We start from the raw sequence: 21,164 nt of genomic DNA, 5'->3' as shown, positions 1-21,164 counted from the left end.
GTTGTCCGGCTTGACCCGGATCTTGACGTTGTAGTCGATGACGCGTTTGACCGCGACGAGGATCTTCATGTCTTTCCGCTCCCCTCTGTCACTTGATCACGCCCTTGCGACGCAGCTCCTCGCAGCGGGTCTCATCGATACCCAGCTCAGCCATGACCTCGTCGGTGTGCTGAGCATAGAGCGGTGCCGGCCGACGAATCTGCTGCGGGGTCTCGGAGAGTTTGCTGGCGAATCCGATGGTCTTCATCTTTCCGATGGTCGGGTGATCCATCTCCTGCACCATGCCACGAGCCTGATAATGCGGGTCGTCCAGGGCCTGGGCGAAGTTGTTGATGGGGCCGGCCGGCACGCCCGCCTGGTCACACTTGGCCAGCCAGGATTCGCGCACATCCTGCACGAAGATCTCCTCGAGCACGGTCTCCAGTTTTTCCACGTTCTGCCCGCGCAAGTGATTGGTGACGAAGCGTGGGTCTTCCAGCAGGTCCGGTCTCTGGATCACCTCATGGCAGAGGCGCTCCCAGGTGCGCTGGTTGGCACAGCCCAGCATGATGTAGCCATCCTGTACTTTGATCGCTTGATAGGGCGCCGACACGCGGTGGCGCCAGCCAGTGGGCTCGGGCACGGTGCCTTCGGCGAAGTAGGCTGCTGCTTCCCAGGTGAACCAGGGCAGGCCACACTCAGCAATGGCTACATCTACGTGTTGCCCCTCTCCAGTATTCATCTTGTGGATGTAGGCGGCCAGGACCGAATAGACGGCGGTGATCCCTGCGCCGATATCGTAGACGGCGATGCCGGTCTTCAGCGGGCGCCGGCCCGGCTCACCGGTCATCGACATCAGTCCCGTCATGCCCTGAGCCACCAGGTCAAAGCCCCCCTTTTGGCTGTAAGGGCCGGTCTGCCCGTAGCCGGAGATGGAGCAGTAGATGATCCCAGGATTGAAGGCCTTGATGGTCTCGTAATCCACCTGCAGTTTCTTGGCCACGCCGGTGCGGTAGTTCTCTACGATCACGTCGGCTTCCTTGGCGAGGCGATAGAAGATCTCGCGCCCCTCCTCCTCCTTGAGGTTCAGCGAAATACTCTTCTTGTTGCGGTTGATCTGGGCGAAGCAGGTCGACTCGTCATTGACGTAGGGCCCCATCTGGCGGCTGTCGTCACCGCCCTTCTTCTCCACCTTGATGACATCCGCCCCCATGTCGCCGAGCACCATGGTGCAGTAAGGGCCGGCCATGATCTGGGAAATGTCGAGAACTTTCATCTTCGTTAAGGGAAGCATGCTAGCTACCTCGTTGTAATAGGAAAACGTTGCGATCGGCAAAGGCCACGAACAGTCAAGGAACGGCCACTACTCTCCGAGCCAGGCATGGGGTGTCTTATTGATGAAAGCGCTGACGGCGCTCTTGAAATCGCGGCTGGTGTAGCAGAGCGTGATCAGGTCCTCTTCGCTGCCGGCAGCGGGTCGCCGCGCTGCCTGTACACGCCGGACCTCCTCCTTGGAGGCGCGCAGCGTCAGGGGGGCGAAGCCGCCCAACCTTTCGGCGACCTGTCTGACCTCGGCTTCGATCGTCTCGGGCGCAATGACCTCGGTCACCAAACCGGCCAGCTTCGCCTCCTCGGCCTTGAACAGCTTGGCCAGCATAAGCACCTCCTTCGCCCTGGCGGCGCCGACCAGATCGACCAGACGCGACACATTGGTAATGGAGACGCAATTGCCGAGGGTCTTGGCGATGGGCACCCCGAAACGCAGTTCAGGCGTGCAATAGCGGAAATCACAAGCCATGGCGATGGCCGCGCCGCCGCCGACGCAGAACCCCTCAATCAAAGCGATGGTGGGTTTGTTCAATGACTCCAGGGCACCAATGACCTCATCGATGCGATGCTCATAATCCAGCGCGTGCTGGGCCGAGTCGAAGGTAGTGAACTGCTTGATATCGGTTCCGGCCACGAAGGCTTCGCCGCCACTCCCGCGCAGCACCACCACATCGATATCGGGATCCTCGCTCAAGGCGTGGCAGTAGCGCTCGAGTGCGTCGTACATGTCCCAGGTCATGGCGTTACGGACCTGAGGACGATTGAAGATCAGCCAGGCGATGCGCCCGTCCTTGATGAACTCCAGCTCGGCCGTCGATTTCGGCTCCATTTCCCCCTCCTGCTTCGTCAGCGGCTGGCAGGCGGCCGGAGGCCTCACCTGCCGTCGTTACGCTCGGCGCACGTCGCGGTGCATAATTCCTATGCGTCCCGATCGCACCCCGCGCATGCGGTTTGGCTCAGGGTGAGCGGGTCGAAGAGCACCAGGACCACACAATTGTAATTTTGAACTCATAATTCATTTTGTCAAATTAGACCTTTGTCTGCCTCAGCAAACACAAGGGCTTGATAGTGCTTAAAATTCAATTAGTTACGCGGGACAAGTGGCTTTTTTGTAGAGAGAATTATGAATTCATATTTGTTGACGCCAGGCGCCAGGCTTCCTAATGTATTCCTTGCCCATGGCGGTGATGCCACCGGCTGCCGGACAGTCAACGGCCGTCCGACCCACCACAAGAGGAGACAGGACATGACCACCTACGCGCTCGAGGATCTTTCGCCCCGCTACGATGCCAGCGTTTTCATCGCTCGCGAGGCCGCCGTAATCGGCGACGTTCGGCTGGGCAAGCACGTCAGCATCTGGCCAGGAGCCGTGCTGCGAGGCGACAACGAGCCGATCCGCATCGGCGACAACAGCAACATTCAGGAAAATTGCGTGCTACATACCGATCCTGACTTCCCCCTGAGCGTCGGCAAGGACGTCACTGTCGGTCATCTAGTCATGCTGCATGGCTGCACCATCGGTGACGGCACCTTGGTGGGCATGCACTCGACCATCCTCAATGGCGCGTGGGTCGGAGACAATTGCCTGATCGGCGCCGGCTCGGTGATCACCTCCAACAAGGAATTCCCCTCCAACTCGTTGATCCTGGGTTCGCCTGCCAAGGTAGTGCGCACCCTGAGCGCCGAGGAGGTGGCCGGCCTGGGCGAGAGCAGCAAGAGCTATGTGGCGCGCAAGGAGCGTTATCTGGACCATCTGAAGCCGCTGAGCGAGTGATCCTGGGGCCCCCTCCACTTCCCGTCATAATCGGCCGAAGGGCGACACGGCAAGGCATTCGGCCCGCCGTGTCGCCCTCGTAAAGAGCATGCTCATATCTCGCGCCGGCCGACCAGCAGCGCGCTGACGAGGCCTTCGGCAAGGCAGTCGCGGGGGCTGATGGCTTGCATGGTGGCTCCCATCATGGGGAAAGAAGAGCGAACGGCCAGGCGTTCCGCCTCGATTTCAAGACGGACGGCTCAGCGATCATCAGGAGGACGATGATCGTTCAGGCAGCGGCAGGATACGTCCTGCCCCCATCAGCTCATCGGGATCGAACACCGCCTTGATACCGGCCAGCAACCGGCGCTCGGTGGCGGAGAGCCTGTCCAGGTAGGCGGCCTGCTTGCTGCGCCCTATGCCATGCTCGGCACTGATGCTGCCGTCAAAACCGTCCACGACGGAAAAGATCGCACTCTCCAACTGCTCGAACAGCGCCGGCAGCGCCTCCGCTGGTGTCTGGGTGGGTGGCAGCACGTTGATGTGCAGGTTGCCGTCACCGATATGACCATAGGCGATCACCAGGGACTCGGGGGAATGCGTCGTCACGGCTGCGGAGGCCTGTTCCACACACGCGGCAATTGCCGAGATCGGCACCGCGACGTCAGTACGCAGGTGTTCGCCGCGCAGCAGTTGCCCCTCCACCATACTCTCGCGAATCAGCCACAGCTGATCAGCCTGGGCGACACTAGAAGCCAGCACGCCATCCAGTACCCTCTCGTCTTCCATACCCGCTTCCAGCAACCTCTCGAGCATGCCGGGCAGATCCACGGGGCCACTGGCTCCCAGCTCCATCAAAACATAGTAGGGATAGGCCGTGTCGAGTGGATCGGACAGCTGCGGAGCGGCTTCGAAAGCCAGCTCCAGACATTGACGCGGAATCAATTCGAAAGCGGACAGCAGATCGCTGCAGGCACGTCGGGCCTGAGCATAAAGTTGAACTGCAGCCTCAACGGAGGGAACGGCCAACAGGGCCGTCTGCGACTGCTGGGGAAGAGGAGACAGCTTGAGCACTGCTCCGGTGACAATACCCAGAGTTCCTTCGCTACCCAAGAACAACTGCCGTAGGTTGTAACCCCGGTTGTCCTTGTGCAGTGACCGCATGCTATCCCATATGTCGCCGTTGGGCAGCACCACCTCCATGCCAAGCACCAGCTCACGCATCATTCCATAGCGCAGCACATTGACGCCACCGGCATTGGTGGCGATGTTGCCACCGATCTGGCAACTACCTTGTGCGCCCAGCGAGAGGGGAAAGAAGCAGTCATACTCTTTCGCCACACGCTTGACCTCCTCCAGGATGCAGCCACTGTCGACTGCCATACTGAAGTTGAGCGGATCGATGTGACGAATGTGCGTCATGCGCTCGAGACTGATGACCACCTCAGGATAGCGACTATCCGGCAAAGCCCCCTTGACCAGACCGGTATGTCCTCCTTGGGACACCATGCGAATCCTGTGCTCATGGCAGAAGCCAACGACCCAGGCAACTTCCTCAGTATTTTTCGGACGCACTACCGCCAAGGGAGCTCCCAGCTCATGCCCAGCCCAGTCACGACGATACCGTGCACAGTCAACAGGCTCATCCAGCACCCCATTATCTCCGAGCATTGCTGTCAGGTACTCAATAATCTCAGGCTTGCTATCGTTCATCTAACATCTCTTAATAAAGGATGGGTCAAGTAGGCAGATGCAGACACCTCATTTCAAATCAACTTCCAGTCACCACTCCCACCCAACCGCATGACCTTAGGAATTATTTTGCCAATACCTTTTCTTTTCGAGACCTGAACAAAATTTTCCTTAATAAAGGAAACACGATGAACAATGCAGTGACACCCAACAACGTGACAGCAATTGGGCTGTTGAAAAATATCGAGAAGTCTCCGCGCGAGATATCCAGTGCCTGACGAAGGCTGGTCTCAAGCCTAGGTGTCAGTACGAACGCCAGCAGCAGGGGCGCCACCGGATACTTGGCAACACTCATGAAATAGGCCACCACTCCGGATCCCAGCATGAACCAGACATCAAACATACTGTTATTGACACTGTAGGCCCCCACCACACAGACAACCGCGATGACAGGAATCATGAAGGCAGGGGGAACTCTCAGCAATTTGACCAAAAAGGGGATAATGGCCAAGGCTGAAAGTACTGCCATGACATTACCCAAATACATGGAAGAAATCAGTCCCCAGACAAAATCAGGGCTATTCTGAAAGAGCATAGGGCCCGGTTGCACCCCCCACATCATCAAGCCTCCCAACAGGACGGCAGCAGTGCCGGATCCCGGAATACCCAGGGAGAGAAGAGGGGCAAAAGATCCGGCCGCGGCGGCGTTGTTGCCAGCTTCCGAAGCCGCCACACCTTCGATTCTCCCTGTACCAAGCTCATTACCGTTGCGCCCTATCTTTCTCTCGAGCACATACGCAAGAAAAGAGCCTGTGGTGGCGCCGGCTCCGGGAAGAATCCCCACAAGGTTACCCAACACACCAGAACGGAGCGATGCCGGAATAATCCGTCGAACCTCACTTCTATCCAACAGGCTTTCCCGAAGACCGATTTTTTTCATCAGCCCTGCAGCATCTACCCTGTTGACCATCATTTCCAGCACCTGGCTAAACCCGAACATTCCAATGACCAGGGGAATGAAGGAAATCCCATTCAACAGATACATCGAATCGAAGGTGAAGCGTGGTTGGCCAAAGGCCAGGCCAATGCCAACCATCGACAGCATGATACCGACAAACGTTGAAATCAGCCCCTTCTTCGGGCTGTCACCAAGCAGCCAGCCGATGGAACAGAGGGCAAGGACTATGAGCGCCGCAACTTCTGCAGGTCCGAACATCAGTCCGATCTTGGCCAGAGCTGCCCCCATGAAGGTGAGCATTACGATACCAATAGTACCGCCGATGAATGATGAGATATTGGCGGTAAACAGTGCTTTTCCGGCCTGACCTTTCTTTGAAAGCGGGTAGCCATCGAGGGCCGTGACTACAGCCGGTGCATCACCGGGGATATTGAGCATGATGGCACTGTAGGATCCTCCATACATGCAACCGTAATACAGCGCACCGAGCATGATGATTCCGGTGATCGGGTCCATCTGAAATGTCAGCGGCAACAACAAGGCAACACCGGTCACGGATCCAAGACCTGGAATCGCACCGATCATGATACCCAAGCTTGCCCCGACCAGCGCAGCAAACACATTAGGAACTGTCAGAGAGGTGGCAAAACCCAATAATAGAGACTGCAGGATATCCATAGAAGACTTCCCCTTATTGCATCATCTCAAGGAAAAAGCCTTGAGGAAATGGGACCTTAAGCCAAAGGGCAAACACGAGGTAAATCGCCACTCCAGCACCGACTCCGGTCAGGACGGCCTTGTACCAAGCTTTTCGTTCTATGACGAGAATCCATAGTACGATGAACAGTGCCATGGCCAAAACCATGCCGACCAAGGGAATACTGGCCACTGTTATTCCCATGGCGGCTGCTGGCCAAAGACTTTTGGTGCCCACAGCCCTGGCTCTTACGGGAGAAAACAATAACTCATAGGTGCCGAGAACGGCTGCGCCGACCCCTGCCAAAACCGGGAAAAAACCACCTCCAGGACCATTATTGACCCAAAACCCGTATTTGAAATATCCGAGCACTGCCCATGAGGCTCCCATCAGCACAATACCGATGGTGACTAAAGCCGGCAGCCAGGATGGGCTCTCTTTCTCAGGAGACTTTTCAATATTCATCTTCACCTCCCCCTTCATCATGAAAGCCTCGTTCAACCACACATCCACATTCTGAAATAATCACTTGCAACGAACACAAAGAAAACAGGGCGGCGAATGGCATATAAAGATCACCACAACGCCGCCCAAAACTTCACTCTATGATACCAACTTCCTCAAATTTCTCAGTATACCTGGCCTTCTCTTTGCTGTAGAACTCAGCACTTTCCTCGGCATCCATGAACGTACCGAGCAGATTATTCTTTTCGATATAGTCGTTCTGCCACTGCTCACTTTCCGAGGCCTTTTCCAACACGTCTTCCCAGAAAGATACGGCCTCCTCTGGCATCTCGGGAGGGCCGGCATAACCGCGGAAGATCATGAGTTGGATATCGGGATAACCGAGCTCGGCGAAGGTCGGCACCTCGTCATATGGGGCCTCCAGGCGCTCTTCCGCAAGGGCGGCAAGACTGCGAACCTGAGTGGGATCCATGCGAGAACCCAGCTTGTAAACGGCCGCATCTATATGGCCCCCCAGCAAGGCTGAGGTCACCTCACCGGTACCACCGAAGGGAACATACTGAAAATCGGCATCCAGACTGGAGTTGAGCATGGCGAAGGCGAGATGGTCCTCCCCTCCTCGCCCAGCACCGCCAATGGTAACGCTGCCCGGATCCTGTTGCGCTTGCTCGATCAGCTCATCTACGTCCTCGATATCACTGTCTGCAGCGACACCCAAGAGTAGCGTATCAAGCGCCAGCGTACCGAGAGGGGTCAGGTCTTCCAGCTGAACATCGGCATCGTTCGTCACCATGCTCATCATTTGACCACCATTGAAGGTCATGATGGTATGGCCGTCCCCTCTCTTGTTGTAGGTATAGCTATTGCCAACGGCTCCCGAGCCACCCGGCCGGTTGTTGACCAGTATCGTCTGGTCAACAAGGTCATTCTGGCGGATCACTTCCACCAGCATGCGCGCGTTGATATCGCTGCCTCCGCCGGCACTATACGGCACAATGAATTCGACGTTGCGCTCCGGCTCCCAAGCGCTTGCGCTGCCACTGAACACTGCCAAGCAAAGCGCACCTGACAATGCAGTCTTGCCTACCCATCTCGTCTTGGTCATTCGTTCACTCCGGTTTGTAATTGTGGCACGACATGCACAAACCCATGGCTGCGACGGGCATGCTCAGCACGGCCGCTGCAACAGCCTCTGGCAGCTCACTCCTGCCAAACTGCCAAGACGCAAAGCCTGTGGCACCCTTCACAGCCATGACCCTTGTAATTCTGAACACATAATTCATTTTATCAACGTCAACTTTAGTCTACCCGCCCACTGTTATCACCTTCCCCCCAGCTCAACAGTGAGCGGGATGCCCGTGCCAGTCATGGCCATGGCAATGCCTCACTCACAACGTCTTCAATCAGGCTTTAGCGGCCCCTTTATTAACCGTAACTGGAGTGACTGACATTGATGCTGGCCTGGAAGAAGCTGGCGGTAGCGAATCGCCTCTCCCGGTTGGCCTGACGTCTCCCAAGCCAAGGGCTATCGACGAAAGTATAATATATAGCAATGAATACATAATTCATATTAATCCATCATGTTAACCATCCTGCCTGGCCATGTCAGCCACTGCAGGGAAAGGGTTAACTGGGAAAGGCGCCAGGGACGACCTCGATCGCGGCCAACATTGCGCCTGCGGCTTGATCGACAAATGGCGACTCATTCAATAGAACCCACTGCTTAGGAAGTTCAATGAACCTGAATGATCCCACCCTTTTCAGGCAACACTGCTATATCGATGGACGCTGGACCGATGCCGAGGGGCAGGCTGCCATCGAGGTCACCAACCCTGCCGACAATGCGCTGCTGGGGACCGTACCCCAACTGACACAAGGCCAAGTGCGGTCGGCGATCGAGGCCGCCGACCGCGCCTTTCTCGCCTGGAAGACCAAAACCGCCAAACAGCGTGCCGCGATCCTAAGGCGCTGGTTCGATCTATGCATGGAGCATCAGGAGGATCTGGCGCGGATCCTGACCCTAGAACAGGGCAAGCCTCTCCAGGAGGCCCGGGGGGAGATCGCCTACGGCGCCTCCTTTATCGAATGGTTCGGCGAAGAGGCCAAGCGGGTCTATGGCGATGTCATCCCGGCCCACGCCAATGATCGACGCATCGTCGTCACCAAGGAGCCCGTCGGGGTGGTCGCCGCCATCACGCCCTGGAACTTCCCCAACGCCATGATCACCCGCAAGGCGGCCGCCGCCATGGCGGCGGGATGCACGGTTGTCGTCAAGCCAGCCTCCAGCACCCCCTACTCGGCTTTGGCGCTGGCAGAACTCGCTGAGCGAGCCGGCGTTCCCCAGGGGGTACTGAACGTGGTGACCGGTAGCGCTAGGGTCGTGGGTGATGAGCTGACCTCGAATCCGCTAGTGCGAAAGCTCTCCTTCACCGGGTCCACGGCAGTGGGCAAGCTGCTGCTCACCGCCTGTGCACAGACCGTCAAGAAGGTCTCAATGGAGTTGGGGGGGAATGCGCCCTTCATCATCTTCGAGGATGCCGATCTGGATCAGGCGGTGGCGGGCGTGATGGCCTCGAAGTTCCGCAACACGGGCCAGACCTGTGTCTGCGCGAACCGGATTTTTGTTCACGACAAGGTCTACGACGACTTTGCCGACCGGCTGGCCACTGCCGTCAGCGCGCAAAAGGTCGGCAACGGCCTCGAGGAAGGCGTGGCCCTGGGGCCCCTGATCGACCAGGCGGCAGTCGAGAAGGTCGAGCAGCATATCGAGGATGCCACGCGCAAAGGGGCTCGTGTCTACCGGGGAGGGAAGCGCCACGCGCTGAAGGGGAATTTCTTCGAACCCACGATACTGACGGATGTCTCGCCCGACTCCTTGCTCATGAACGATGAGACGTTCGGCCCCGTAGCCCCTCTATTGCGCTTCACTGAAGAGAATGACGTCATTCGTCAGGCCAATGACACCCCGTTTGGCTTGGCCAGCTACTTCTATACCCGGGACGTGAGTCGCGTCTGGCGAGTCGCCGAAGCCCTCGAATGCGGCATCGTGGGCATCAACGAGGGCATCATTTCCAGCGAGCTGGCACCCTTCGGCGGGGTCAAGGAATCCGGCATCGGCCGCGAGGGCTCCAAGTACGGCATCGATGACTATATCGAGATCAAGTATCTCTGCATGGGTGGCCTTTGAGGCATTACCAACGCACAGCATAGGACCAGGATATGAACAGCAAGCCGTTATCGGAACAGCGGGTTGGCATGATCGGCATCGGTTTGATGGGGCACGGCATCGCCAGCAGCATCCAGCGCGCCGGGTGGCCCCTGAATTTCCTCGACCACCCCGGCAACCAGCCTGTCGATGAGTTGGTGGCCCAGGGGGCGGTGCCATTCACGAAGGGGGCGGATCTAGCCCACCACTCCGACATCATCATCATTTGCGTCACGGGCACGCCCCAGGTGGAAGCCGTCCTCTTCAGTGAAGGCGGCGTCTTGCAAGGGATCCAGCCGGGAACCGTGGTCATCGATTGCTCGACTGCGATTCCGAGCTCGACGGTCAAGATCGCCGAGGCGGTCGAAGCGGCGGGGGGGCGTTTCCTGGATGCCCCGATGACCCGCACCCCCAAGGAGGCCGCCGAAGGGCGGCTCAATCTGATCGTGGGCGGGGAGCGCGAGCTCTACGAGGCCCAGTTCTCTCTGCTCGAGAGTTTCGCCGAGAATATCACCCACGCCGGCCCCGTGGGTGCCGGCCATAAACTGAAGCTACTGCATAACTTTGTCTCGATTGGCTTTTCCACGGTGCTGGCCGAAGCCGCAGCCTGCGCCGAACAAGGTGGTATCGAGGCCGACGTGCTGGTCGACGTACTGGCCCACGGGGGTGGCGCGGGGACCGTCCTTGAGCGGTTGAGACCGTACATTCTCTCGCGGGACGACAGCGGCTTTCGCTTCAGCATCGCCAACGCGCACAAGGACCTGGGCTACTACATGGCCATGGCCAAGGACACCGGGGCGTCGCGGGGCGCCGCCATGGGCATTTACCAGGTATTGGACGAGGCCGACTCCTGCGGGCATGCCCAGTCGACGGTGCCGGAGCTGGTCAGCATCCTGACCGGCCAGACACGGTCGTGACCCCAGGCGAGGCGATGCAGCGGAAACCGGCCACGCTCACAGCATCGCCGCCAGTTGGACTTGCTGTCTCAACTCGTCGACCAACTCGGCCACCGCCGGCGAGAAGGGTTCATGCTTGCGCGTGATGATCCCGTAGTAATCCAAGGGCTTGCCGACGCTGATCGGTAGCGTGACGTACTGGCCGCTGGCCAGCGGCCGGCGCAACACCGAGCGCGGCAGGATGGCCAGCATGTCGGAGGCCAGCAGCAGTTGCAGGATGGACTGGGTCGAGGTGGTCTCGACGGTATCGGCGGGCGACGGGATGCCGGCATCGGCTAAGGCCTCCTCGAAGACCCCACGCATGGGGCTGGTCAGCGGATGCAGAATCCATGGCCAGTCGCTCAGCCCATCGAGTGCCACGTCATCGATCGTCGCCAGCGGGTGATCGCGACGCGCAACGACTCGCAGCGGCTCCTCGAGAAGCGGCTCGAAGTCGAACAGATTGTGCTGGCTGACGTGCGTCAAGCGGCCGATCACCAGGTCCAGGCGCTTGTACTCGAGCGCCAGGAGCAGGCGGTCGCTGCTCTGCTCGTCGATACTCACCGAAAGCCGGGGGCGCCGCTGCTTGAGCGCCGCGATAGCAGCGGGAAGAATCTCGGGGGCCGCGGCGGGAATCGCCCCGATCACCAGATGGCCGTATCCGCCCTCGCGCAGGACCTGAACGTCATCGACCAGCCGCTGGGCCTCGTTCAACAGGCGCTCCGCGTGTCTCACCACGGCCTTTCCGAGGTCGGTCGTGACCATGGCGCGCGGCTGGCGTTCGAAGATCGAGAAGCCGAAATAGGACTCCAGATCGCGCAGCATCTTGCTCGCCGCCGGTTGGCTGAGGTTCATCTGCCTGGCGGCCGTGTGCATGTTGCGACTCTGCTCGAGATTCACCAGCAACTGCAGATGCTTGAAACGCAACCAGCTGTTAAGGCTGGCGGATGTCAGCTTGTCCATGGAGTTCCCCGACCACCGCATTAGACCCGAAGCGACGTCATGTCGATACGCCACATGATAACCACAGGTGATCGACATCAGACAATTTTCGATTGGAAGGTTATTGCCTGGCGGGACTAGGCTGGAGCCAGTCATACCCACACCAAGGAAGCACTGCCGATGACCGTGATTACCCATCTGGACGTTCAGGACATCCGATTCCCCACCTCCAGGTCCCTGGATGGCTCCGATGCGATGAATGCCGCGCCGGACTATTCGGCCACCTATGTCACCCTGCACACTGACGCCGCTGATGGGCTCGTGGGGCATGGACTCACCTTCACGATCGGGCGTGGCAACGAAATCTGCGTCAAGGCGGTGGAGTCACTCGCTTACCTGGTCGAGGGCCGCAGCCTCGAGGAGATCACCTCCGACATGGGGACCTTCTGGCGACACCTGACCACCAGCGACAGTCAACTTCGCTGGACCGGCCCCGAGAAGGGCGCCATTCATCTAGCCACCGCCGCCATCGTCAATGCCATCTGGGACCTTTGGGCGAAGTCGGAGCAGAAGCCGGTATGGAAGCTGCTCGTCGACATGTCGCCCGAGCAACTGGTCAGCTGTCTCGATTTCCGCTTCGTCAGTGATGCGCTGACCCCGCAGGAAGCCCTGGCCATTCTCCGCCGCAATGCCGCAGGCAAGGCCAGCCGCGAACAGGAAATGCGCGAAGATGGCTACCCTGCCTACACCACCTCGGCCGGCTGGCTCGGTTACCCCGATGACAAGGTACGACGTCTGGCCCGCGAAGCCCTGGCGGAGGGCTGGACCCACTTCAAGCAGAAAGTGGGCGGCGATCTCGCCGAGGACTGCCGGCGCGCCCAGATTCTCAGGGAGGAGATTGGCTGGGAGCATCCGCTGATGATGGACGCCAACCAGATGTGGGATGTCGACGAAGCGGTAGCCAACATGCGCCGGCTGGCGGAATTCGACCCCATGTGGATCGAGGAGCCGACCAGCCCCGACGACATCCTGGGGCATGCCTTGATCCGCCAGCGCCTCGGGCCGATCGGCGTGGCCACCGGCGAGCATTGCCACAACCGGGTGATGTTCAAGCAGCTGCTGCAGGCCGGCGCCATCGACTATTGCCAGGTCGATGCGGCTCGCCTGGGCGGGCTCAACGAGGTCATCGTGGTGCTGCTGATGGCCGCCAAGTTCGGCGTACCGGTCTGCCCCCATGCAGGCGGCGTCGGTCTCTGCGAGTACGTCCAGCATATCTCGATGTTCGACTACATCGCCGTCTCGGGATCGCTCGAGGGGCGCATCCTCGAATACGTCGACCACCTGCACGAGCATTTCGCAAACCCCGTGGTGATACGCAATGGCCGCTACCAGGTGCCCAAGGCGCCCGGCTACAGCATCACCATGCACCCGGAGTCGCTGTCCAGCCATGTCTATCCGGACGGCCAGGCCTGGCAGGAAACGTGAACTCAACCACTGAGGAGATTCGTCATATGTCCCAAACACAGCCCTGTATCGCCCTGACCCTCGGCGACCCGGCCGGCATCGGCCCGGAACTGATCGCCAGGCTGTTGGCCCAGAGCGACGCGGTGGATCAGGCCGGCATCGTGATCGTGGGCGACCGCTGGCTGTGGGAGGAAGGTCAGCGGGTGGCCGGCGTCCGCCATGAGCTACCGGAAATCGCAAGCCTTGCCGAGGCACGCGACCAGGCAGGCCCGGTGCTGCTGCCGACATCGACCATCAAGCCGGAGGAGGTCGAATACGCCCGTGTCAGTGGGATCTGTGGCGCCTCGGTACTCGACGTGCTGGCGCAGTGCATGGATGGCGCCAGTGATGGTCATGTCGATGCGATCTGCTTCGCCCCGCTCAACAAGCTCTCCATGAAACAGGGCGGACTGAAGCACGAGGACGAACTCCACTTCTTCGTCGACCACCTGAAGGTCGAGACCCCGGTCTGTGAATTCAACACCCTGGGCAACCTCTGGACGTCGCGCATCTCCTCGCATATCCCGCTTGCCGAGGCGGCTTCCTATGTAACGCCTGAACGCATTCTCAGTGCCACCCGGTTGATTCATGAAGCGTTGATTGCCGCCGGCATCGAGCGCCCCCGTATCGGGGTGGCGGCACTGAACCCTCACGCCGGCGAAGGGGGGACCTGTGGCCGCGAGGAAATCGACATCATTGCACCGGCGATCGATGCATGCCGCGACGCCGGCTACCCAGCCCAAGGGCCCTTCCCCGCCGACACCATCTTTCGGCGAGCCCGGGACGGCGAATTCGACGGCATCGTGACCATGTATCACGACCAGGGGCAGATCGCCTTGAAGTTGATGGGCTTCGAACGCGGCGTCACAGTCCAGGGCGGGCTACCGATCCCCATCACCACCCCGGCCCATGGCACCGCCTTCGATATCGCAGGACAAGGAAAGGCCAAGGTCGAAGCCATGCACCACGCTTTCGATATCGCCTGCCGAATGGGTCTACATCATGTCAGTCGCTAGCCCGTCGATATGCGACGAAAGTGCAACACGCAAAAATGAATTATGTGTTCATAATGATGTAGTGTAAGAGGAGTCCGATATCCTTCGATTCCAGCAGGAATGATCACCCAGGGACGATGGAAATACAAACGCCTATCCGCAGCACACTCTGCGCATGACATTGCTCAGAGACGAACGACAACAAAATCAGCCTTCACGGCACGTCAACAAAAGAGAGGTACAAGATGTTTTTCAAGAAAAAGCTCGCTCTGACAATTGCCACTTTAGCCGTTAGCTTCACCGCTGCCTCGGTATCAGCCGAAACACTGCGCTATGCCCATGTCGGTTCGGAAGGCGATTCGCAGACACGCTATGCGTCTGAAGCATCGGCCGCCATCGAGGAAGCCACCAACGGTGAGATAACGATCGACCTATTCCCGGCAAGCCAGTTGGGTGGTGTCGCCGAAATGGTCGACGGTGTGTCCCTTGGCTCAATCTCACTGGCACATCACGAGTTTGCCTCGCTCGCCCAGATCGTCCCCGATATAGCAGTATTCAATGCTCCCTTCATTTATCGTGATAAAGAACATGCATTGAAAGCTACCGACCCCCAGTCACCCGTCGTCAGCGAAATGAACGAGCGGCTCATTGAAGAGGGCGACATGCGCATCATCGGCCGCATGTACCGCGGGGCACGGCACATTACCGCCAACTTCCCCGTTCACTCCCCCGCCGACCTGGAAGGCAAGCCCTTCCGCGCCGTACCGCTCGACATATGGATTTCCATGGTCAATGGGTTCGGTGCCGACCCGACTCCCGTTGAAGTCTCTGAACTTCCGACCTCATTGATGACCGGGCTCGTGGTTGGTCAGGAAAACCCGCTGACCATGCTCATGTCCAACAGCCTTTATGAAGTGCAGTCGCATGTATCAATGACCGGGCATATGCACTCCATACTGGCCGTGTTCATCAACGAGGACACATGGCAGTCCCTGGACGAGGGTCATCAGGAAACCATTACACGGATACTCGAGGAGAAAGCCCAGGAATCCCTCCAATGGGCACAAGAGCGCGAGGCTCGCCTCGTCGATGAGCTGACGGAAAAGGGCATGACCTTCATCACGGAGGAGAATGGCCTCGATCTGGATGCCTTCCGTGACCAAGTCCTAGCGCAAATCAACGAAGACTATCCCAACTTTGAACCCTATATCGAACAAATCTCGAAAATAGAGTAATAGTTTGGCAGCAAGGGCAGTTGCCCTTGCTGCCACTACCTACTACATAGGGTCGCAAGCATGAGAACTGGGAAAAGACTATTGGAAATTTTCTGCCTAGCCTTGCTGGCAGGAATGATATTTATTCCTTTCATGCAGGTCATCACTCGCTCCGTATTCGGGTTCTCCATTCCTGGAGCGGGAGAACTCACTCGTTTCTTGCTCATTTGCCTGGTTTTCTCCTCTTACCCGCTAGCCATATCGAATGGTGAAAACATTGAGATGGCTGAGCTACGAGAGACGTTGCCAAGCAAGTTCAAGGTACCGCTCTACAAGATCATCGCCCTGCTGTCCATCATTGCATGCCTGTTCATTGCATATGCTGCATTCATCACAGTGCTGGCGAATCTCAACAAGGCAACCCCCGTCCTGAAGATTCCCTACTGGATCTTCTTCAGCACCACTTTCCTAGGTTTCGCCGGAGCAGCCTTCATGCATTTTCGTCAGGGATTAAAGTCTCCTCGCCCTAAACACAGCATCGGTATATAGGAAAAATAATGGGCTTTATGATACTGGCTTGTTTCTTAGCATTCTTCTTGCTCGGATTCCCTGTAGTTTATGCCATTCTCATCCCTTCCGTGGTCTATGTTCTCATCGAAGGGTTTCCGGTAGGGCTTCTCGGTCAGCGCATCACATATTCTCTCGACAGTTTTCCATTGGTTGCCGTGCCAATCTTCATCTTTGTCGGGAATTTGATGAACCAGTCCGGCATCACCGACAGGATATTCCATTTTGCCAATACACTGGTTGGCAGAGCCCCGGGCGGACTGGCTCAGGTCAACATCTTCTCGAGCCTGATATTCTCAGGCATGTCAGGTGCATCCCTTGCCGATGTGGGCGGGTTGGGCAAGATAGAAATCGAAGCCATGAAGAAACGGGGGTACGGTGCTCCCTTCTCCGCTGCAGTCACGGCTTCATCGGCCGTCGTGGGTCCGATATTCCCCCCCAGCATTCCATTGATAGTCTATGGGTCCGTCACGAGCGTCTCCATAGTGCAGCTTCTTCTCGCCGGGATCGTTCCGGCCTTGATCTGCACGGCGCTGCTCATGATCACCGCGGCACTTCTTGCCATCAAGCACGACATGCCTCGCGCCCTGAGACTGCCCACGGCCAGGGAGCTGTATCGGTCGTTCATGCCCGCCTTGCCGGCGCTTCTGGCCCCCGCGTTAATGATCTCGGGCATGCTATTGGGCTTGTTTACCCCAACGGAAGCCGCGGCTGTCACTGCTGCCTATGTGTTGTTGGTCAGCTCTCTTTTCTACAGGGAACTGACTTGGTCGCACTTGATAAGGTCGATGATGGCCACGCTGAAGACAACAAGTGCAATACTGATCATCGTGGCCGCGGCCTCGATGTTTGGTTGGATCTTGTCCGTCGAGCAGATTCCCCAGCAGTTTGCTGCATTCATACTGCAGATATCCCAAGATCCGCTCATGCTGCTGCTCATCGCCAACCTGATTTTCTTTATCGCCGGCATCTTTCTCGACTCGACCACTGCGACCCTGTTGATCGTGCCTATCGTGGCGCCCCCCATGGTTCTGGCAGGCGTCGACCCGGTGCACCTGGGCATCGTTGCCATCTTCAACCTGATGATCGGGTTGCTGACCCCACCAATGGGCCTGTCCTTGTTCCTCGTATCATCGATCGCCCAGGTTTCACTGCGTCAGCTCCTTAAGGCGCTGATGCCTTTCTACATCCCCCTGCTGATCACTCTCGCCATCATTACATTCTCAACTGATCTAGTGCTGTGGCTGCCAGGCTTCCTGCGCTAAGCCGCATAGCCTCAACCAGTGGCTGTACTGGCATAAAGGAGTAGTACAATGACAAGCAAGCCAATTATCGGATTCATCGGCCTTGGTAAGATGGGTGCCGGCTTCACATCTCGACTCGTCGAAAATGGCTATTCTGTCATCGCCTACGACATCGACGACACCGGCTGCCAGGCCGCCAAGGCCAGGGGTGTCGACATTGCCGAGTCACCGGCCAAGGTCGCCGAGCGTGCCGAGATCATCCAGGTGTGCGTGATCTCCACGGCTGCCGTGGAGGCGGTCATCCTTGGTGAAGGTGGCATCGCCGAGGTGACCCAAGGCCAGGGCAAGATCGTGGTCGACCACTCCACGACAGAACTCGAGACCACCAAACGCCTAGCATGGGCCCTGCGGGAGCGGACCGGCATGCAATTCGTCGACGCCCCGGTATCCGGCGGCCCCGGCGCCGCTGCCGAGGGACGCCTGGCCATCATGGCCGGTGGAGACCAGGCCGCCATCGATGCTATCCAACCCTTGATGACCACCTTGGGACAATTTACGCACATGGGCGAGGTCGGGGCCGGACAAGCCACCAAGCTGATCAACCAGGCACTGGTGCTCTCCAACTACTGCGTGATCGCCGAAGCCTGTAACCTCGGCAACCGTTTCGGCATCGATGTCAGCAAGATCCCCGACGCCCTCTCTTCGGGCTATGCCGGCAGCAATCTGCTCAACGACCTCTTGCCCCGCATGGTCGAGAACGACTTCGAACCGCGTGGCTACGCCCGCCAAATTCTCAAGGACCTGCACATGCTGCAGGATGCCTCCAATGCACTGAATGTGCCCATGCCCATGGCCGGCACCGCCAACTCGCTTTACAGCATGCTGGTCGCCCAGGGCAAGGGGGAGCTGGATGGCGCGGCCATCGTCTCGCTGATGGAAGGGATTACCCAGGAGAAATGAGCATGCCCTCACTGCCGATCATCGATGCCCATCAGCACTTCTGGGATCTCGAGCGCAACTATATTCCTTGGTTATGCGACGAGCCGCTGATTCCGTTTCGTTATGGGGATTACCGCGCCATTCGACACAACTACCTGCCGGCGGATTATCGTCGTGACACCGCTAACTTCCGGGTAGTGGGTTCGGTGTTCGTGGAGACCGAATGGGATCCCCGCACCCCCTTGGATGAGACTTGCTGGGTCCATGAGCTCGCCGACCGCGAGGACCTGCCTACGGTGATGGTCGCCCAGGCGCGTCTCGACCGGCCGGATGTGGACGAGCTGCTCGCTGCGCACGCCACCTTTCCGCGGGTCCGCGGCATCCGCCACAAGCCGCGAGCGGCGGCCTCGCCTGCCGAAGTGGAGCCCGGCATTCCGGGCTCCATGGGGGACCCGGTCTGGCGTCGCGGTTTCTCCCGGCTGGCCGAGCATGGCCTCTCCTTCGACCTACAAACCCCTTGGTGGCACTTCGCAGAGGCAGTCGAACTCGCCGCCGCCTATCCACAGACACAGATCATCGTCAACCACACCGGTCTGCCGGCGGATCGCAGCGAGGCTGGGCTGTCGGCGTGGCGGCAGGCCATGGAGCACCTGGCCACCGCCCCCAACGTGGCAGTGAAAATCTCAGGAATCGGTGTGCCCGGGATCGCCTGGACGGCGGAGGGCAATCGTCGGGTGGTGCTCGAAACCATCGACTGCTTCGGGGTGGAACGCTGCATGTTCGCCAGCAACTTCCCGGTGGACAGCCTGGTCGCCACCTTCGAAACCCTCTACGAGGGCTTCCTGGCGATTACCGAGGCGTTCAGTCAGGCAGAACGACTCCGGCTATTCCACGACAATGCCCGACACTTCTACCGCATCGACCTCCCCGCAGCCGGCTGAGCCCATGACCAAGGCGGCGGCGCGCCGTGCAGGGCGCACCGCCCGTCGCTGGGGGCCTTGTCGATCGCGGCGCGACCGGCAGGGACATGGGGCTATTCGGCCATTTCCTCCAGCGCCGACATTTCCACCTTGTTGCGCAGGTGACGGCTGAGAATCCCCCCGAGGGCAGCGCCGTCGCGGGCCCGTAGCGCCTCGACCATGGATTCGTGCTCACTGACCGCCTGGGACCAGTAGTCGTTGCTCAGCTCGGCGGTGAACCGCACCCGTCGCACGCGATGGTTCAGATTCTTGTAGACGTCGATAAGCACGTCGTTCTGGGAGGCCACCACGATGGCTTCGTGAATCTGCTGGTTCGCCAACAGGTACTCCTGCATGTTGCCACGCTTGTAGTGTGACAGCATCTGGTAATGGAGCGCCTCGATGTTGGCCAGTTCCGCCTCGGTGATTCGCTGCCCAGCCAGTTCGCCCGCCAGCGCCTCGAGGCTTTGCATGACCTCGAAGGTACTCTTGAGCGTTGCCTTGGTTAATTTGGCAACTCGTGCGCCACGATTCGGCAAGAGCTCGACAAAGCCTTCATAGGCCAAGACCTTGAGGGCCTCTCTGAGAGGCGTCCGGGACACCCCGAATTGCTCGCACAATTGTTTTTCAGGAACGCGGCTACCGGGCGCCAGCGCCCCCTGCGCGATCAGGTCGCGAATCCGCTCGGCGACCTCACCGTGCAGGGTGTTCTGCCTGATTTTATCCATGAGGAATCATCCCGACCTTGCGCAAGGCTCGATTCGAAAGATATCGCGGGCAATTGCGCCATACAGTGGAACCCTTAAACCTTAATTATGAATTCAGAAGACCTTGCGGTCAAGCCGCCCATCTCGGATACCGGGCTTATTCCCACCTCTCCAGCCGCATGGCCGAGCGTTGCAGGCGCTCGTTCTCGGCTTCGATCTCGCGCAGTTGCGCCTCGATCCCGGACAGGTGATCGAGCGCGGCGCGGCGGGCCGCCTTAGGCTTGCCTTCCATCACCGCCCGGTAGAGCCGGGCATGCTGACGGTTGATCATCTGCCGTGGTACCTCGCGGTGATAGAGGTTCTTTACCGAGGCGAACACCGAACTCAACAGCAGGTCCGTCAGCGACTGCAGTGTGTGCACCAGCACCGGGTTGTGGGAGGCATGGCAGATGGCGAGGTGAAAGGCGTGATCCAGGTGAGCCAGTCGCTCCACATCGATGTTCTCGCGAACCTCTACATACTCCGCCATGGCCTCGTAGCGGCGCTGGATCAGGACCCGGTCGGCTGGCGTGGCACGCTCGGCCGCGAGCCTCGCCGACTCGCCCTCGAGCAGCGCACGCACTTCCAGCAGGTCGAACAAGGTACGCGGATGATCGCGGAACAGGTGCATCAACGGGCTATCGTTGTGATCCGGCACCAGTGCCGCCACCGCCGACCCACGCCCTTGGCGGGTGACGATGACGCCCTTGCTGCGAAGCACCCGCAGGCCTTCGCGCAGCGAGGTCCGCGAAACGCCGAGGCGCTCGCACAGGCGTCGCTCCGAAGGCAACAACTGCCCGGGGCGAAACACGCCATCGAGAATCAGCCGCTCCAGGCGGGCCGCCACCGCATCGGGCGTACGCGACGGCAATAGCTGTTCACTATCCTCAAGCATGGGCTCCTCGGGGCGCGATGCAGCGGCTTGTATCCGCCGAATGATTGCGCCATGGTATATCATGAAAATTATTTCCAAGACGCCCAGCATAACTGGTAATACCAGTGTACCGCAGACTGGACAAGATAGCCTACCGGGCGCAAATTA

General features: G+C 59.0%; 19 protein-coding genes. 10 read left to right on the top strand and 9 right to left on the bottom strand.

The features are described 5' to 3' along the window. Positions 1-88 precede the first annotated feature (88 nt). Together FEF15_RS12075 and FEF15_RS12070 are read right to left on the bottom strand one after the other, a co-directional pair. Complete coding sequence (locus FEF15_RS12075) at positions 89-1,273, bottom strand: CoA transferase (protein ID WP_163559426.1); 1,185 nt, start codon at positions 1,271-1,273, stop codon at positions 89-91. A 69-nt stretch (positions 1,274-1,342) separates the two neighbouring features. Beyond that, entirely contained in the window at positions 1,343-2,137 is a 795-nt protein-coding gene (locus tag FEF15_RS12070; RefSeq protein WP_163559425.1) for an enoyl-CoA hydratase/isomerase family protein, read from the bottom strand. A 417-nt stretch (positions 2,138-2,554) separates the two neighbouring features. Here FEF15_RS12070 and FEF15_RS12065 point away from each other — a divergent pair, with 417 nt between their 5' ends. After that, positions 2,555-3,082 carry a gamma carbonic anhydrase family protein gene (locus FEF15_RS12065; protein ID WP_163559424.1) on the top strand — a complete coding sequence of 176 codons (528 nt, stop codon included), beginning with the start codon at positions 2,555-2,557 and terminating at the stop codon, positions 3,080-3,082. A gap of 249 nt (positions 3,083-3,331) precedes the next feature. Here FEF15_RS12065 and FEF15_RS12060 read toward each other — a convergent pair whose 3' ends face one another. From FEF15_RS12060 to FEF15_RS12045, 4 genes are all read right to left on the bottom strand, one after another. Beyond that, a complete protein-coding gene (locus tag FEF15_RS12060) occupies positions 3,332-4,774 on the bottom strand; it encodes an FAD-binding oxidoreductase (RefSeq protein ID WP_163559423.1) in 1,443 nt (480 codons plus the stop codon). Positions 4,775-4,877: 103 nt separating this feature from the next. Continuing rightward, positions 4,878-6,389, bottom strand: a complete 1,512-nt coding sequence (locus FEF15_RS12055) for a tripartite tricarboxylate transporter permease (protein ID WP_163559422.1) — start codon at positions 6,387-6,389, stop codon at positions 4,878-4,880. A gap of 13 nt (positions 6,390-6,402) precedes the next feature. Next, positions 6,403-6,873: a tripartite tricarboxylate transporter TctB family protein gene (locus tag FEF15_RS12050; RefSeq protein ID WP_163559421.1), complete on the bottom strand. Its 471-nt coding sequence runs from the start codon at positions 6,871-6,873 to the stop codon at positions 6,403-6,405. A gap of 133 nt (positions 6,874-7,006) precedes the next feature. Continuing rightward, a complete protein-coding gene (locus FEF15_RS12045; RefSeq protein ID WP_163559420.1) occupies positions 7,007-7,978 on the bottom strand; it encodes a tripartite tricarboxylate transporter substrate binding protein in 972 nt (323 codons plus the stop codon). Between the two features lie 630 nt (positions 7,979-8,608). On the opposite strand from FEF15_RS12045, the gene FEF15_RS12040 reads away from it, so the two are divergent. Next, complete coding sequence (locus FEF15_RS12040; protein ID WP_163559419.1) at positions 8,609-10,060, top strand: NAD-dependent succinate-semialdehyde dehydrogenase; 1,452 nt, start codon at positions 8,609-8,611, stop codon at positions 10,058-10,060. A gap of 32 nt (positions 10,061-10,092) precedes the next feature. After that, positions 10,093-10,995: an NAD(P)-dependent oxidoreductase gene (locus FEF15_RS12035; RefSeq protein ID WP_163559418.1), complete on the top strand. Its 903-nt coding sequence runs from the start codon at positions 10,093-10,095 to the stop codon at positions 10,993-10,995. Positions 10,996-11,031: 36 nt separating this feature from the next. On the opposite strand, the gene FEF15_RS12030 is transcribed toward FEF15_RS12035, so the two are convergent. After that, positions 11,032-11,976: a LysR family transcriptional regulator gene (locus FEF15_RS12030; RefSeq protein WP_163559417.1), complete on the bottom strand. Its 945-nt coding sequence runs from the start codon at positions 11,974-11,976 to the stop codon at positions 11,032-11,034. Between the two features lie 159 nt (positions 11,977-12,135). Between FEF15_RS12030 and FEF15_RS12025 the strand changes: the two genes are divergently transcribed. From FEF15_RS12025 to FEF15_RS11995, 7 genes are all read left to right on the top strand, one after another. After that, positions 12,136-13,440, top strand: a complete 1,305-nt coding sequence (locus FEF15_RS12025; protein ID WP_163559416.1) for an L-fuconate dehydratase — start codon at positions 12,136-12,138, stop codon at positions 13,438-13,440. A gap of 26 nt (positions 13,441-13,466) precedes the next feature. Next, the gene (locus FEF15_RS12020; protein ID WP_163559415.1) at positions 13,467-14,474 is read left to right on the top strand and encodes a 4-hydroxythreonine-4-phosphate dehydrogenase PdxA; all 1,008 of its coding nucleotides are present in this window, start codon (positions 13,467-13,469) and stop codon (positions 14,472-14,474) included. A gap of 224 nt (positions 14,475-14,698) precedes the next feature. After that, positions 14,699-15,688: a TRAP transporter substrate-binding protein gene (locus tag FEF15_RS12015; RefSeq protein WP_163559414.1), complete on the top strand. Its 990-nt coding sequence runs from the start codon at positions 14,699-14,701 to the stop codon at positions 15,686-15,688. Between the two features lie 81 nt (positions 15,689-15,769). Then, positions 15,770-16,216, top strand: a complete 447-nt coding sequence (locus FEF15_RS12010; protein ID WP_240454150.1) for a TRAP transporter small permease — start codon at positions 15,770-15,772, stop codon at positions 16,214-16,216. Positions 16,217-16,224: 8 nt separating this feature from the next. Next, positions 16,225-17,499, top strand: a complete 1,275-nt coding sequence (locus tag FEF15_RS12005; protein ID WP_163559412.1) for a TRAP transporter large permease — start codon at positions 16,225-16,227, stop codon at positions 17,497-17,499. Positions 17,500-17,547: 48 nt separating this feature from the next. Further along, the gene (locus FEF15_RS12000) at positions 17,548-18,438 is read left to right on the top strand and encodes an NAD(P)-dependent oxidoreductase (protein WP_163559411.1); all 891 of its coding nucleotides are present in this window, start codon (positions 17,548-17,550) and stop codon (positions 18,436-18,438) included. A 2-nt stretch (positions 18,439-18,440) separates the two neighbouring features. Continuing rightward, entirely contained in the window at positions 18,441-19,358 is a 918-nt protein-coding gene (locus FEF15_RS11995; RefSeq protein ID WP_163559410.1) for an amidohydrolase family protein, read from the top strand. Positions 19,359-19,450: 92 nt separating this feature from the next. On the opposite strand, the gene FEF15_RS11990 is transcribed toward FEF15_RS11995, so the two are convergent. Next, the gene (locus FEF15_RS11990; protein WP_163559409.1) at positions 19,451-20,104 is read right to left on the bottom strand and encodes a GntR family transcriptional regulator; all 654 of its coding nucleotides are present in this window, start codon (positions 20,102-20,104) and stop codon (positions 19,451-19,453) included. Positions 20,105-20,240: 136 nt separating this feature from the next. Further along, the gene (glcC, locus tag FEF15_RS11985) at positions 20,241-21,017 is read right to left on the bottom strand and encodes a transcriptional regulator GlcC (protein ID WP_163559408.1); all 777 of its coding nucleotides are present in this window, start codon (positions 21,015-21,017) and stop codon (positions 20,241-20,243) included. Positions 21,018-21,164: the final 147 nt, after the last annotated feature.

This window comes from Halomonas sp. NO4, from assembly GCF_010994375.1.
GTDB lineage: Bacteria > Pseudomonadota > Gammaproteobacteria > Pseudomonadales > Halomonadaceae > Halomonas.
This window is presented reverse-complemented; position numbering and strand designations above follow the sequence as displayed.

Excerpts from the sequence above, each read along its gene's own strand:
- FEF15_RS12070 (WP_163559425.1), bottom strand. The coding sequence starts at position 2,137 with ATGGAGCCGAAATCGACGGCCGAGCTGGAGTTCATCAAGGACGGGCGC.
- FEF15_RS12015 (WP_163559414.1), top strand. The coding sequence starts at position 14,699 with ATGTTTTTCAAGAAAAAGCTCGCTCTGACAATTGCCACTTTAGCCGTT.
- glcC (WP_163559408.1), bottom strand. The coding sequence starts at position 21,017 with ATGCTTGAGGATAGTGAACAGCTATTGCCGTCGCGTACGCCCGATGCG.
- FEF15_RS12055 (WP_163559422.1), bottom strand. The coding sequence starts at position 6,389 with ATGGATATCCTGCAGTCTCTATTATTGGGTTTTGCCACCTCTCTGACA.
- FEF15_RS12030 (WP_163559417.1), bottom strand. The coding sequence starts at position 11,976 with ATGGACAAGCTGACATCCGCCAGCCTTAACAGCTGGTTGCGTTTCAAG.
- FEF15_RS12045 (WP_163559420.1), bottom strand. The coding sequence starts at position 7,978 with ATGACCAAGACGAGATGGGTAGGCAAGACTGCATTGTCAGGTGCGCTT.
- FEF15_RS12035 (WP_163559418.1), top strand. The coding sequence starts at position 10,093 with ATGAACAGCAAGCCGTTATCGGAACAGCGGGTTGGCATGATCGGCATC.
- FEF15_RS12020 (WP_163559415.1), top strand. The coding sequence starts at position 13,467 with ATGTCCCAAACACAGCCCTGTATCGCCCTGACCCTCGGCGACCCGGCC.
- FEF15_RS12075 (WP_163559426.1), bottom strand. The coding sequence starts at position 1,273 with ATGCTTCCCTTAACGAAGATGAAAGTTCTCGACATTTCCCAGATCATG.
- FEF15_RS12040 (WP_163559419.1), top strand. The coding sequence starts at position 8,609 with ATGAACCTGAATGATCCCACCCTTTTCAGGCAACACTGCTATATCGAT.
- FEF15_RS12050 (WP_163559421.1), bottom strand. The coding sequence starts at position 6,873 with ATGAATATTGAAAAGTCTCCTGAGAAAGAGAGCCCATCCTGGCTGCCG.
- FEF15_RS12000 (WP_163559411.1), top strand. The coding sequence starts at position 17,548 with ATGACAAGCAAGCCAATTATCGGATTCATCGGCCTTGGTAAGATGGGT.
- FEF15_RS12060 (WP_163559423.1), bottom strand. The coding sequence starts at position 4,774 with ATGAACGATAGCAAGCCTGAGATTATTGAGTACCTGACAGCAATGCTC.
- FEF15_RS11995 (WP_163559410.1), top strand. The coding sequence starts at position 18,441 with ATGCCCTCACTGCCGATCATCGATGCCCATCAGCACTTCTGGGATCTC.
- FEF15_RS11990 (WP_163559409.1), bottom strand. The coding sequence starts at position 20,104 with ATGGATAAAATCAGGCAGAACACCCTGCACGGTGAGGTCGCCGAGCGG.
- FEF15_RS12005 (WP_163559412.1), top strand. The coding sequence starts at position 16,225 with ATGGGCTTTATGATACTGGCTTGTTTCTTAGCATTCTTCTTGCTCGGA.
- FEF15_RS12025 (WP_163559416.1), top strand. The coding sequence starts at position 12,136 with ATGACCGTGATTACCCATCTGGACGTTCAGGACATCCGATTCCCCACC.
- FEF15_RS12065 (WP_163559424.1), top strand. The coding sequence starts at position 2,555 with ATGACCACCTACGCGCTCGAGGATCTTTCGCCCCGCTACGATGCCAGC.